Raw genomic sequence first — 13,395 nt, 5'->3', positions numbered from 1 at the left:
ATTTAAGCTTACATGCTACGCATACCTTTTTATCAAAAGGCTTTTTGTTGTACCTTTTTTTGAACAGTTTCAAGTGAATTTTTAAAAGTTATCCACATTTTTAATTTTTAAATTCTGCAATCATCTAACTTATATTTGTTATCAAAATACTTTATTTACTGCCTCTTTTAAAGATGAAACACCTATTATCTTTTCACTTTTGTTAGTAATTTTTTCTCTATTTCTAGATGGTATAACTATGTTTTCGAACCCCATTTTTATACCTTCATTTACTAATCTGTCACAAAAAGAAATGGGTCTTACTTCACCTGTAAGTCCAACTTCTCCAAAAACCAACATCTTATTTAACTTAAAATTCTTTCCTTTAGCACTAGATATTAATGCAAGTGCCAGCCCTAAATCTCCGAAAGTTCCTTCTATATTTAGTCCACCTACTACATTGACATAAACATCACAATTATAAAAAGGTATTTTTAGCTTTTTTTCTAAAACAGCCAAAATTAAATTTAGTCTTGCATTATCAACTCCAACTGCTGTTCTTCTAGGCATAACAGCTTTAGTTTCACTTACCAAAGCTTGAATTTCTACTAGTATTGGACGTGTTCCTTCCATTATACCTATAACCACAGAACCCTCTGAATTAAAATTTGTTTCTTCTAGAAATACTTCGGAGGGATTTGATATTTCTTTAAGACCTTCCTGCCTCATTTCAAAAACTCCAATTTCACTTGTAGTACCAAAACGATTCTTTAAAGTTCTAAGTATTCTAAATTCCTGGGTTCTCTCGCCTTCAAAAGAAAGTACTGTGTCAACCATATGCTCTAACACTCTTGGTCCTGCAAGTTCCCCCTGTTTAGTAACATGTGCAACTATAAATAGAGGTATGTTTTTAGTTTTCGCAATTCTCATAAGCTCATTTGAACATTCTCTAACTTGAGATACACTTCCCGGAGCTGATGTTATTGAAGGCTTGAATAAAGTTTGAACTGAGTCAATAATTACAAATGCTGGATTCATACTATCAATATGCTGTTCTATAATTTCTAAGTTAGTTTCTGAAAGAATGAATAATTGTGAAGAAATATTTCCTATCCGGTCTCCCCTAATTTTTATTTGTTCACCTGATTCCTCTCCAGATACATATAATACTCTACCTATTTTATGTGCAATATTATTTGCGGTTTGTAATAATATTGTAGATTTCCCTATTCCAGGAGCGCCTGATATTAGAGTTAGAGAACCTTTAACTAGACCTCCTCCTAATACTCTATTTAACTCCTTAAGACCAGTATCATACCTTTCAAATTCTCCAGACTTTATATTTAATATACTCTCTGGCTTATTGTTTGTACTAATACCTACACTTCTACTTACAACTGGTTCTTCTTTTCTTTCTTCTACCATACTATTCCAAGTGCCGCAGCCTGGGCATTTTCCAAACCACTTAGGAGCTTCATATCCACATTCTTGGCATATAAATACATTTTTATTCCTTGCCATATTTATCACTCCTATTCCATCATACAAAACAATATTATACAACATAATAAAATAAATTTGTATTAAATGCAAAACTTTTTTTATAAAAATTTACATTAATTATAGAAATGTGAATTTAAAATTAAATTCATAAAGCCAGCAGTACAGCATATGCTGTTTCTACTGGCTTTACAGTACACTTCATTTTATTAATTATTTGTTCCCAAAAACACTAGCTTTTTATCCTTAACTGTAGCTCTGATCCTATCACCTTTTTTAACGTTTCCTCTTAAAATTTCTTCTGATAGTCTATCCTCTACAGCTTTAGTAATTATACGTCTAAGTGGTCTAGCTCCATAAGTCGGATCAAATCCTTCTTTTGTTAGTAATTTTTCTGACTCTTCATCAAATTCAAGATTAATATCTTGAACCTTTAATCTATTGGATACTTCCCTTAACATATACTTAACTATTTGTTTTAAATCCTTCTCTTGAAGAGCATGGAATACTATTATGTCATCTATCCTATTTAAGAATTCTGGTCTAAATGAGTTTTTAAGTTCTGCCATAATATTTTCCTTCATTTTTTCATATTCACTTTCACTTTCCTCTTCTGATACAGAGAAACCAAGTGATTTTTGTTTTTTAATTGTAGATGCCCCAACATTAGACGTCATTATAATTATAGTATTCTTAAAGTCTACAGTTTTTCCTCTTCCATCTGTAAGTCTTCCATCTTCTAAGATTTGAAGTAAAACATTAAATACATCTGGATGAGCTTTTTCAATTTCATCAAACAAAACTACTGAGTAAGGATTACGTCTAACTTTCTCTGTTAGCTGTCCTCCTTCATCATACCCTATATATCCAGGAGGTGAACCTATAAGTCTTGATACAGCGTGTTTTTCCATATATTCAGACATATCAATTCTAATTATATTGTTTTCATCGCCAAACATTGCCTCTGCTAAAGCCTTAGAAAGCTCAGTTTTTCCTATTCCTGTAGGGCCTAAGAATATGAATGACCCTATTGGTCTCTTAGGATCTTTTAGTCCCACTCTAGCACGTCTTACAGCTCTTGAAATTGACTTTACTGCCTCATCCTGACCTACAACTCTGTTATGAAGAATTTCTTCTAATTTAAGTAATCTTTGTGATTCCGTTTCTGTAAGCTTCTCAACTGGAACATTAGTCCATTTAGCAACTACCTCTGCAATCTGTTCTTCACCAACAACCTGAGTTGAAACTTGATTTTGTTTTTTCCAGTCATTTTTGAAACTATCTAATTCTTCTTTTAATTCTTTTTCTTTATCTCTAAGACTTGCTGCTTTTTCAAAATCCTGAACTCTTATAGCATCCTCTTTTTCTCCCTTAGTTTTCTCTAGTTCTTCCTCTAAATTTTTAAGGTCTGGTGGTGCTGTTAAATTATGAATTCTTACCTTTGCTCCAGCCTCATCAATTAAATCTATAGCCTTATCTGGAAGATATCTATCTGTAATATATCTATCTGATAAATTTACAGCAGCTTCTATCGCCTCATCTGTAATCTTAACTGAATGATGTGCTTCATACTTATCTCTCAAACCTTTTAAAATAAGAACTGATTCTTCCTTAGTTGGCTCACCTACTGTTACAGGCTGGAATCTTCTCTCTAGAGCTGAATCCTTTTCTATATATTTCCTGTATTCATCTATGGTTGTTGCTCCTATGCACTGTATTTCTCCTCTTGCAAGAGACGGTTTTAGAATATTTGATGCATCTATAGCACCTTCTGCTCCACCTGCGCCAATCATTGTATGGATTTCATCAATAAATAATATTACATTTCCAACTTTATTTATCTCCTCCATAACCTTTTTAAGTCTCTCTTCAAATTCTCCTCTGTACTTTGAGCCTGCAATCATTGAAGAAAGATCTAGAGTTACAACACGTTTATTTTTTAATATTTCTGGAATGTTACCACTTACTATTCTCTGTGCAAGTCCTTCTGCAATAGCAGTTTTACCTACCCCTGGATCACCGATCAAGCATGGATTATTCTTAATTCTTCTACAAAGAATTTCAAGTACTCTTTCAGTTTCTTTATCTCTTCCAATAACAGGATCAAGTTTTTCCTCCGCTGCCATACTAGTTAAATCTCTTCCATACTGATCTAACGTTGGAGTATTATTATTTACCTTTGCCTTAGTTTGAGCAATGCCAGCTTGTTGATCTTCTGGATTAAAGTCCTTTACTAATTCCTTTTGTATTTTTTCAAAATTTAATCCTAAATTACTTAAGATGGTATATGCAACACCTTCTGATTCTCCTATTAATGCTAATAAAATATGCTCCGGTGTAATATAGTTGTTATTTACCTTTCTAGCTTCAAGTAAGCTTAACTCCAGTAGTCTTTTAGTCCTAGGTGTTAGTGGAATTTCATTTCTATATAAATTCATTTCACCTTTGCCTTCATATTCCTCAATTAGTTCTCTTACTTTCTCTTCAGTTATGTTATTTTCGTTTAATAATTTCTTTCCTGCTCCATCATTTTCTTTCAAAATTCCAAGTAATATATGTTCTGTTCCAACATAACCGTGTTTAAATGATTGAGCCGCCTCTTGAGCGTAGTATAATACCTTTTGTGCTCTTTCACTAAATCTTCCAAACATCATATTTAATGCACCTCCTCAGCTTATAAATTTATTATTTTTAAACTTTCTTTAACAAGTTCCGCTCTTTTTAAATCTCTCTGCTTATCAGTAAGTATTTCTTTAGAGTTTTTTTGTATAGTAGCTGGCTGAATGTCTACAAGAAGTTTATTAAGTATAGTTTTATCAACATCTTTAATTATTCCCATTTCTACACCTAATCTTACATTAGAAAGTAAATTTAATGCTTCTTTAGAATTAAGAATAATTGCTGATTTCAATATTCCTGATGACCTGAATATTTTATCCTCTAATTCATACTTCTTTTTGCTTAAAATCCTGTCCCTAGTAAGTTTTTCTTGATTAATTATTTGATTTATTACTCCAGTCAAATTAGTTATGATTTCTTCTTCACTAAGCCCTAGTGTAACTTGATTTGAAATTTGATATATATTACCATCTCCCTGTGATCCTTCACCAAATAGCCCTCTTATTGTCATTCCAACCTGAGTCAATCCTTTTAGCAATCCTGCTATCTCTTTATTCATAGTAAGGGCAGGTAAATGAATCATAACAGATGCTCTAAGTCCTGTTCCTAAGTTAGTTGGACATGCAGTCAAGTAACCAAGTTTTTCATCAAAAGCATAATCAAGTTTTTCTTCAAGCAAATCATCTAATTTATTTGTATAATCATAAGCTTCCTTTAGATTTAATCCTCCAGTTATGCTTTGAAGCCTTATATGATCCTCCTCATTTAGCATAATACTAACAGTTTCATCCTTTCCCAGTATAAATGCAGCTTCATACTTATTACTTACAAGTTTTTTGCTTATCAAATGTTTTTCTAAATGAGCCATATTGGATATATCATCACTCTGCCACAAATAAATTGTCTTATATTGTTCTTCCATATAAGGTACTGAATAAAAAGCATCTTCAACCTTTTTGACAATATCCTTTGCATCATTTTCACTAAGCTTATTAGGAAATGGAATATCTTTAAGATTTCTTGCAAGTCTTATTCTACTGCTTATTACAACATCATTATTTTCACTTTTAGCTTCTAACCAATTTTTCATTATGCCACCCCCATTCTACTTATCATTCTTAAGTTTATCTTTTTCTATTTTTCTTATTTCATCTCTAAGTTCTGCTGCTCTTTCATATTCTTCCATAGCAATAGCTTTTTGAAGTTCTTCCTTTAGCTTTACAATTTTCTTTTTCTGAACTAAATCTCTGCCTGATTTTCTAGGTATTTTACCAACATGTTCACCATTGCCCTGAACACCTTTTATTACTGACATAATAGTGGGTTTAAAATTTTCATAACACTGGCTACAGCCTAAAAGCCCCTTTTCTTTAAATTCCATATAGTTTGCTCCACAGTTTTTACAAACCAACTGTGCAGGCTTATTATTTTTAGAAGTTATATTTACATAGTCCATAAGACCACTTAACATATTCTGAAATGAAAACGGAGACATCATATCCATATTAGGTACAATATTAAATTCCTCGCTTTTGCCAGCACATTCTGCACATAAATTCATTTCTTGCTTAACTCCATTAATTATCTTTGTTATATGAATAGTAGCTTCATTTTTTTTACAAACATCACATATCATAAAATCACCCCATTTTGATATTTTTACTAACTTATAATAATATAACCCTGAGCATTGCTTTTAAAATTTCTGCTCTTACGTTATTTTTGTTTTGCGGAGGTACTGGTAAGCTCCTATCATTTATTGCTGCTATCATTATGTTAGCTTCTTTAGGAGTTATTATTTTTCTATCAACTAATCCCTGAATAATAATCTTTGAAGTATTATAAGTAATATTATCTCCTATTTTTTCATTAATAACTTTTCTTAAGGGTTCATTGTTTTCATACTGTATTTTTCTTATCTTAATATATCCCCCCCCACCTCTTCTACTTTCAACATAGTATCCGCTTTCTGTTGAAAATCTAGTAGTTAAAACATAATTAATCTGTGAAGGAGCACAGCTAAAATGATTTGCCAGCTCATTTCTTCCTATTTCAAGCTCACTTTCTCCAGTTTCATCTAAAAGTTCTTTTATAAATTCTTCTATAACGTCTGAAAGTCTTGGCATTTTCTCACCTCTTATTGACTTTGTCTTTCTTTGACCTTTATCTTACTTTTATAATATTACTAACAAGTCTTTTGTTCAATTCTTAATTTTTTTTATTAATCAGATTATTAAGAATATATTTGGATTTATCTTTATTTATCTTTATTTTTCTTAGTATTTCTAATTATTTCTTGATATTTTAAATTTCATACCATCATTTATTTCTAGAAAATCACATATAGAATTTACATTTTTCTTTTATCATATTACATTCATCTTATAATTAATTATTATTCTTCTGTATGTTATCATATACTCGTATTAAATAGGTATATAATTACACGACTGCAATTAACTGTTTTTTCGTAATTGTACTATTATCATATTAGTCACCCAGCATAGTTTAAAAGAATACACTTTAGTAAGAACGAAAACTCTAATCATACCAAAACAAAGATTTGTTTATAATATAAATAATAATTAAATATTTTTGATTGCTCTGGAGGAGTGTTTATGGAAAATATGACTTACTATGCCACATATGAAGAAATGCTTTACCCTGAAAAAGTAGACAAAACTATTAGGAAAAAAGCTATAGAATCATTTAAAAATGATGAATTCAATCCTATAAATTTATTTAACATTACATGGAAGGATGAAAACAACAAGGTTAGAAAACTAGTCCTTCCAAAAGAAATTACTGGAGTTGAGGCTAATATAATCGTTTTACTTGGAAATGACTTTCCATCTGGTTCTCATAAAGTTGGACCTGCTTATGCAACTTTAATTGAAAGCTATATTAAGGGAAATATGATACCAAAGCAACACAGTATTTTAGCTCCCTCCACAGGAAATTTTGGTATAGGAGCAGCTTATATATGCAAACTTATGGGATATGACTCTATAGTAATTATGCCTGAAAACATGAGTATAGAAAGACATGAACGAATAAAAAAATATGGTGCAAAGCTTTTTCTAACCCCAAGTAGTGAATCAGATATCATACTAACTCTACAAAAAACCTATGATTTAGCTAAAAATAATCCAAGCTATAGAGTATTAGCTCAATTCGAACTTTTTTCCAACTATAGATTCCATAGATATGTTACAGGAAATTCTGCAATCGCGGCTGCCAAAGGTGTTGGAAATGGTAAAATAGCGTGTTTCTGCTCTGCTCCCGGTTCTGGTGGAACCTTAGCAGCTGGAGATGAAATCAAAAAAATATTTCCTGAATGCTTTGTTGCAGCTGTAGAGCCTTATGAATGTTCAACTCTTGCAAATGGTGGTAGAGGACAACATAGAATTGAAGGTATCGGCGATAAAATGTGTACTTTGGTCCATAATGTGTTAAATACTGATTATATAGCCTGTGTTAAAGAAAAAGATGCTATGTTAGGTTTTAAGCTTATCCATGATTTTGGAAAAGTTCTTCAGCAATTAGGCCTTAGCAGTAACCTAACTCAATACATGCAAAATCTTTTTGGTCCTTCTGGAATATGTAACCTTCTAGCATCAATAAAAATGGCTAAGCATCTGAATTTAGGTCCTGAGGATAATATTGTAACAATAGCAACAGATGGCTTTGACAGATATGGTTCCGTTCTTGAAAAGTTAAATAAAGAATTTAAATCTGACAATGATTATGTAGTAAAACATTGGATAAAATCTGTATTTTTAAATCAAGATACAAAAGAAATATATGATTTTAGAAGTGACGAATCGAAGGAAAGATTATATAAACAAAAAGAACAAATTTGGCTTCAATTTGGTCACTCACAAGAATACTTGAACTCTATGAAAAATATGAGTTTCTGGGATAAAGAATATTCAAAAATTAAAGAATATAATCAGAAAATCCAGCAAATTAGAAATGAACATATGCTATAATAAAAATACAGCAAATTTAAAACTATGATTTCAGGTGATAACTTATGAAGAATTTTTTTGAATCCTTATTAAAAAGTATTTTAAAAATGTTTATTTTAATACTCCTAACTTTTATAATATGTTCTGGTATAAGCCACTTTAAAAGTTATAACTTAAATAAAACCTTAATGTTTGCAGGTCTTGCCTATATGCTTATAGGTCTTTTAAGTAATCTTGGCAGTTCAGCTTTTATGGGTAATGCTAAGTATTTGCAAGCTCGAAGTTCTGGCCACAGAACTTCCTTTGAAAATACAAAAGACGATTTTAGATTAAGAGATTCATCTTTAAAATTCATGACTTTCATGGCAATTAGCGGGTTTATACTTTGCATGCTGAGTTATACAATCAATTAAAATTCAAAACCACAGTTATTAAAGCTGTGGTTTTATTTTATGAGTAAACCCGTATTCTTCAATACGGGTTTACTCATTTTTAGTTTAATTATAAAACATATTATACTATATTAGTTATTATTAAAAGAATCTTTTTAATAATCCTCTAAATGCTGAACCATGTCTAGCTTCATCTTTACACATTTCATGTACTGTATCATGAATTGCATCATAATTTAATTTTTTAGCAAGTGTAGCAAGCTCTTTCTTTCCTTGACAAGCACCATGTTCTGCTTCTACTCTCATTTCTAAGTTTTTCTTAGTACTGTCTGTTACTACTTCTCCTAAAAGTTCAGCAAATTTAGCAGCATGTTCTGCTTCTTCAAAAGCTATTCTCTTATATGCTTCAGCAATTTCTGGGAATCCTTCTCTATCCGCTTGTCTGCTCATTGCTAAGTACATACCAACTTCTGTACATTCTCCAACAAAGTTAGCTCTTAATCCTTCTAGAACTTCAGGATCTACATCTTTAGCTACTCCAATTCTATGCTCATCTGCCCATTGTAAATTGTCATCTTCTTTTTTTTCTATAAATTTATCCTTTGCTGCTTTACATTGCGGGCAAAATTCTGGTGCCTCTATTCCTTCATGAACATATCCACATACTGTACAAACAAATTTTTTCATAATTATATTCCTCCTAATTTTAATATATTTATCTTGTATTTTTCTTTCAATTTCAATAATTTTTATTTGTTAATATTAATTATTAATTACTATACATATACTATATAATAATTTTTAGTCTTTGGCAATTTATTCTTTTTTGATTATTGGCAATTATATTAATTTAACTCTTATATACTTTCATTATCTACGTATTACTTCTTATCCATGTGTTACCTGTATTCTAATTGCATTTTTCAGAATATTGTATTTAATATATCGACATATAGGTGAGAATTTTTAAAATCTTCCCTAGGAGATTATAAAAAAACATAGATTATCTACATTCTTATCTGTAAACAATCTATGCTTTCAAACAACATAAATATTCTAATTATTAACCAATTCCACCATATACAGCCCCTAAAATTAATACTCCTATGGCAACAATAATAAACACATATTTAGCTACTAGCTCAAACCATTTTCCAAGCGGTCTAGCTGCCCCTTTATTAATCTCTTCTCTTGCTTTATCAATTCCATAAATTCCAAAGAAGGTTATGGCCGCTAATACTGCTCCTAATGGTGATAAGTAAACAGTTATAAAATCTGAAAATGCCCCAAACTTATCTAAGCTTAAATCTAAAGGAATAGCTAAAATAAAAGCTAATATTGAAATTACTAATACACTCTTAAGTCTTGTCCATTTAAATTTATACATTATTGCCTCTACAGGAGCTTCCAACATATTTATAGCTGAAGAAACTGCTGCAAAAATTACACTTAAGAAAAATAGTGCACCAAATATCTGTCCTCCTGGCATTATTTTAAAAATAGATGGTACAGTAATAAATAATAAGGCTGGTCCTGCTGTAGGGTCTAATCCAAAGGCAAAAGCTGCTGGAATTATTATAAATGCCGCAAGTAAAGCTGACATAGTATCAAATATAACTGTGTTTACTGCTGAATTAGGTATATCTATATCATCACCTAAATAACTTCCATAAACCACCAAGGCTGATCCAGTCAAAGATACTGTAAAAAACGCCTGACCTAAAGCCATAACCCATGTTATTGGTTCTTTCAAATGATACCATTTAGGTACTAATAAATATTTTATTCCTTCTTCAGCTCCTGGCAAAGTCAAAGATTTTACCATTAAAGCTGCAAATATTATAAAGAGAGCTGGCATTATAATTTTATTTATTTTTTCAATCCCTTTAGCTACTCCACCGATAACAATACCTGCAGTAATCGCCACAGCTAAAGCATGCCATACTATACTGGATGGTGTTCCTACAAAACTTGTAAAATATGAAGGTATATCGACTTTATTTAAAGTACCAGATAAAAAAGCGCAAAAATACCTAAGTATCCACCCTACTACAATAGTATAAAAAAGAAATATTCCTGCAAGCCCTATAGTTGGTATAGTTGCAATTAAAGAACCAAAAGGCAGATTTTTTTCTTTAAAAATCTCTTTGATTCCTCCAAATGAACCTTTTTTTCTACTTCTTCCAAGAGCAAATTCGCCCATAAGACCTGTTGTTCCTAAAATTCCTACAAATAAACAATAAGGAATAAGAAATGCAGCCCCTCCATATTGACCAAGTCTCCATGAGAACATCCAAATATTTCCCAATCCTACTGCTGAACCTATACAGGATAGTATAAATCCTAGCTTTCCCGAAAAGTTTTCTCTTTCTTTCAAAATGATTTCCCCCTTTGTATTTTTTTAATCATCAGTTTTGCAAATTTCCTTAAAAAGAATTTAAATGCAAAAAGCCACGTAGATAATTAATATCTACGTGGCATAAATATATCAATATATATAATAACCATCATAGATACAATCCCTATAAAAACAATCTCCTACAGGGCTTGCACCTATGATCATTTATTATCACATATGCAAACCCTATCTAAAATGGTTATTAAAAAATATTTGGATTTTTAAGTTGAAGTTATTTATGTAATTCATATTGATGTCTCCTAAAAGCTAATTTTTAAAAAATAATAACATATTATACCGAATATTTCAAGTTTTGTTTTCACTTTTCAGCATAATTCATTAGAGAATTACTCTAAATCCTTGCAAGCTTTATACCCTTCTTTATTTTTAGTACTCCCCAAGTTCACATACCCTTAAAACAGTTATACATTAATTTTTTATTGCTTATACAACAAAAGCAGTAAAAGCATTTGGCGCTTTTACTGCTAAATCATCAATTAAACTAATACTTTCTTACTTTTTTAACTGCCATAATAACTCCAACAGTTATTATAACTGCAACAATAATTTCTGGAATTCCATGAGTAATTCCTATTCCCAATATAAACTTTCCTACAGTATCTACTGCAATCTTATTAGCTTTTGCAAATGGTTCTGCATACAACAAAAACATCATTCCTAAAAATCCAACAGTATTAATCAAAGTACCTAATGCAGCAGCTGCTCCCACTTTGATACTTACATTTTTAGCTGGCATAAACTTATAAGCATAATAAGCTCCAACTCCTATAAGTATTCTAGGAACTACTGATACTAATGGATTAAGGTATGCTACCAAAAGTACATTTCCTGTTGTAACAGCACGAATAACACTTAAAATTCCAAATATAAGCCCCATAATTGCACCAAGTACAGGTCCTTCTAAAACAGCTGCAATAATAACAGGTATGTGCATTATTGTAGCTGGCACTGGTGGTATAGGTATAATTCCAAGTGGTGTAAATCCAAGTATTGCTGATATTGCAGATAACATTGCAAGAGTAGTAAGTTTTTTCGTATCAATTTTACGTTTTGAACCTACTTCAAAATTTCTTTCCATAAATTTTCCTCCGTTCTTACTCCTTTAGGATATAAGTCGTCTTCTAAACTTACTTAATTATTAAATTTTAAGTTCAGTTTCCAAATAGAATACCGACTTTGTAAATATTTTAACAATTTTTCTGTATAAATTCAAATACTTTTTTTAATATAATCTACTTTTAAATATTTATTTTTTGTTCTATGTTAATTTTTCTCGCTATATCATATTTCTTTTCTTTTAAATATAAAACATACATAAGTATAGAAGCGCCTAATGCTAAAGCCACTATTAAAGGCCATGCACTTCTTGTTCCTCTATATTTTATATATTGCCCCATAATCCTAGGTCCCACTGCAAAGCCTGCCCCAGATATAATAGGCAGGATAGAATTCATTCTTCCTCGATGAGACATAGGCGTATGATTAGCAATATATATCCCTTTATTAGTAGCATCTAAAATTTCACCAATAGTCCAAATTACAGTTGAAACAATAAGCAAGAAATAGCTTTTTATAAAGAACAACATTCCAAAACCTATTGCATAAAAAACTCCTGACATAGCTATATTTAAAATAGGTCTGTTTTTTCTAGTTAACCTAATTATGAGTACGGTACAAAATACAACAACCAAAGCATTTACCGACATTACAGTTCCAAAAATCACAGGCCCTCTTTTTCCAAACATCTCCTTAGCCTGAAGTGGTATACAAAAAAAATGCTGAGCATACACAAATGAATATATAGCTGAAACTAATGAAAAAGCTAATAAAGCTGGTCTATTGAAAATAACAGAAATTAAACTGCCCTCTACACTCTTTTCTTTTTCATTTACAATTTCTTCATCCGCCTGGTCATTATTAGATGGTATAGTTTCTTTAACAAACATAGCCACTAATACTAATGAAGCAATTGTCGTTAAGGCATCTCCCCAAAACATCCATTTTAGATACTTATTATACAAAAATCCTGCAATTAATGGCCCTACTGCTACACCAATATTGGTTCCCAAATATAAAAGTGAAAATGCCTCCTGTCTATTCTCTTCATTAGTTAGATCCGCTAACATAGCTGAACTTGCTGGCTGTACTGCTCCTCCAAAAAAATTTGATAAAATCAAAAGCCACGGTACAATCATTGAATTTCCTAAAACCCCACAAGGTATTAACATTATAGCTGCAAATAATTGAAAAATTATTAGTACTTTCTTTCTTCCTACGTGATCGCATAGTTTACCACCAATTATAGACCCCGGTACAAAAGCAATTGCAGATATCATCATAAAAGCCCCTACTTTATCGGTACTCATTCCCATTTTTTCTGTAAGAAACATAGTTAAAAAAGGATATATAAAATTTCCTAAGCAATTTATTATCCTTGCAAAAAATAAAACAATTATGCTTCTTGGAAGCTTTGAATAGCTCTTAAAAGTTTCTGTTAACTTCATGTTCCCGTGTC

11 protein-coding genes are annotated in these 13,395 nt (G+C 31.0%); 2 read left to right on the top strand and 9 right to left on the bottom strand.

Annotation, left to right across the window (positions count from 1 at the left end; all coding sequences use genetic code 11):
- Window positions 1-141 precede the first annotated feature (141 nt).
- From radA to OIO11_RS14035, 5 genes are all read right to left on the bottom strand, one after another.
- Window positions 142-1,500 carry a DNA repair protein RadA gene (gene radA / locus OIO11_RS14055; RefSeq protein ID WP_268072074.1) on the bottom strand — a complete coding sequence of 453 codons (1,359 nt, stop codon included), beginning with the start codon at window positions 1,498-1,500 and terminating at the stop codon, window positions 142-144.
- Between the two features lie 188 nt (window positions 1,501-1,688).
- A complete protein-coding gene (locus OIO11_RS14050) occupies window positions 1,689-4,133 on the bottom strand; it encodes an ATP-dependent Clp protease ATP-binding subunit (RefSeq protein WP_268072073.1) in 2,445 nt (814 codons plus the stop codon).
- A 20-nt stretch (window positions 4,134-4,153) separates the two neighbouring features.
- Entirely contained in the window at window positions 4,154-5,188 is a 1,035-nt protein-coding gene (locus OIO11_RS14045) for a protein arginine kinase (protein ID WP_268072072.1), read from the bottom strand.
- A 15-nt stretch (window positions 5,189-5,203) separates the two neighbouring features.
- Window positions 5,204-5,734: a UvrB/UvrC motif-containing protein gene (locus OIO11_RS14040; protein WP_268072071.1), complete on the bottom strand. Its 531-nt coding sequence runs from the start codon at window positions 5,732-5,734 to the stop codon at window positions 5,204-5,206.
- Between the two features lie 31 nt (window positions 5,735-5,765).
- Entirely contained in the window at window positions 5,766-6,224 is a 459-nt protein-coding gene (locus OIO11_RS14035) for a CtsR family transcriptional regulator (RefSeq protein ID WP_268072070.1), read from the bottom strand.
- A gap of 492 nt (window positions 6,225-6,716) precedes the next feature.
- On the opposite strand from OIO11_RS14035, the gene OIO11_RS14030 reads away from it, so the two are divergent.
- Window positions 6,717-8,090, top strand: a complete 1,374-nt coding sequence (locus OIO11_RS14030) for a PLP-dependent cysteine synthase family protein (protein ID WP_268072069.1) — start codon at window positions 6,717-6,719, stop codon at window positions 8,088-8,090.
- Window positions 8,091-8,134: 44 nt separating this feature from the next.
- The gene (locus OIO11_RS14025; RefSeq protein ID WP_268072068.1) at window positions 8,135-8,482 is read left to right on the top strand and encodes a hypothetical protein; all 348 of its coding nucleotides are present in this window, start codon (window positions 8,135-8,137) and stop codon (window positions 8,480-8,482) included.
- Window positions 8,483-8,602: 120 nt separating this feature from the next.
- Here the strand turns inward: OIO11_RS14025 and OIO11_RS14020 are convergent, their stop codons facing one another.
- The 4 genes from OIO11_RS14020 to OIO11_RS14005 form a co-directional block, all read right to left on the bottom strand.
- Window positions 8,603-9,148, bottom strand: coding sequence for an NADH peroxidase (locus tag OIO11_RS14020; RefSeq protein ID WP_268072067.1), 546 nt, complete (start codon window positions 9,146-9,148; stop codon window positions 8,603-8,605).
- A gap of 376 nt (window positions 9,149-9,524) precedes the next feature.
- Complete coding sequence (locus tag OIO11_RS14015) at window positions 9,525-10,838, bottom strand: sodium-dependent transporter (protein ID WP_268072066.1); 1,314 nt, start codon at window positions 10,836-10,838, stop codon at window positions 9,525-9,527.
- Between the two features lie 523 nt (window positions 10,839-11,361).
- Window positions 11,362-11,958, bottom strand: a complete 597-nt coding sequence (locus OIO11_RS14010; RefSeq protein WP_268072065.1) for an ECF transporter S component — start codon at window positions 11,956-11,958, stop codon at window positions 11,362-11,364.
- Window positions 11,959-12,118: 160 nt separating this feature from the next.
- Window positions 12,119-13,384 (bottom strand): MDR family MFS transporter, encoded by a 1,266-nt coding sequence (locus tag OIO11_RS14005; protein ID WP_268072064.1) that lies wholly within the window; start codon window positions 13,382-13,384, stop codon window positions 12,119-12,121.
- Between the last annotated feature and the right edge of the window lie 11 nt (window positions 13,385-13,395).

This window comes from Clostridium sp. ZS2-4, assembly GCF_026719745.1.
Taxonomy (GTDB): Bacteria; Bacillota; Clostridia; order Clostridiales; family Clostridiaceae; genus Clostridium_H.
This window is presented reverse-complemented; position numbering and strand designations above follow the sequence as displayed.

Bases quoted from the DNA above. Each gene is read 5' to 3' on its own strand.
- radA (WP_268072074.1), bottom strand. From the start codon at position 1,500: ATGGCAAGGAATAAAAATGTATTTATATGCCAAGAATGTGGATATGAA.
- OIO11_RS14050 (WP_268072073.1), bottom strand. From the start codon at position 4,133: ATGATGTTTGGAAGATTTAGTGAAAGAGCACAAAAGGTATTATACTAC.
- OIO11_RS14045 (WP_268072072.1), bottom strand. From the start codon at position 5,188: ATGAAAAATTGGTTAGAAGCTAAAAGTGAAAATAATGATGTTGTAATA.
- OIO11_RS14040 (WP_268072071.1), bottom strand. From the start codon at position 5,734: ATGATATGTGATGTTTGTAAAAAAAATGAAGCTACTATTCATATAACA.
- OIO11_RS14035 (WP_268072070.1), bottom strand. From the start codon at position 6,224: ATGCCAAGACTTTCAGACGTTATAGAAGAATTTATAAAAGAACTTTTA.
- OIO11_RS14030 (WP_268072069.1), top strand. From the start codon at position 6,717: ATGGAAAATATGACTTACTATGCCACATATGAAGAAATGCTTTACCCT.
- OIO11_RS14025 (WP_268072068.1), top strand. From the start codon at position 8,135: ATGAAGAATTTTTTTGAATCCTTATTAAAAAGTATTTTAAAAATGTTT.
- OIO11_RS14020 (WP_268072067.1), bottom strand. From the start codon at position 9,148: ATGAAAAAATTTGTTTGTACAGTATGTGGATATGTTCATGAAGGAATA.
- OIO11_RS14010 (WP_268072065.1), bottom strand. From the start codon at position 11,958: ATGGAAAGAAATTTTGAAGTAGGTTCAAAACGTAAAATTGATACGAAA.
- OIO11_RS14005 (WP_268072064.1), bottom strand. From the start codon at position 13,384: ATGAAGTTAACAGAAACTTTTAAGAGCTATTCAAAGCTTCCAAGAAGC.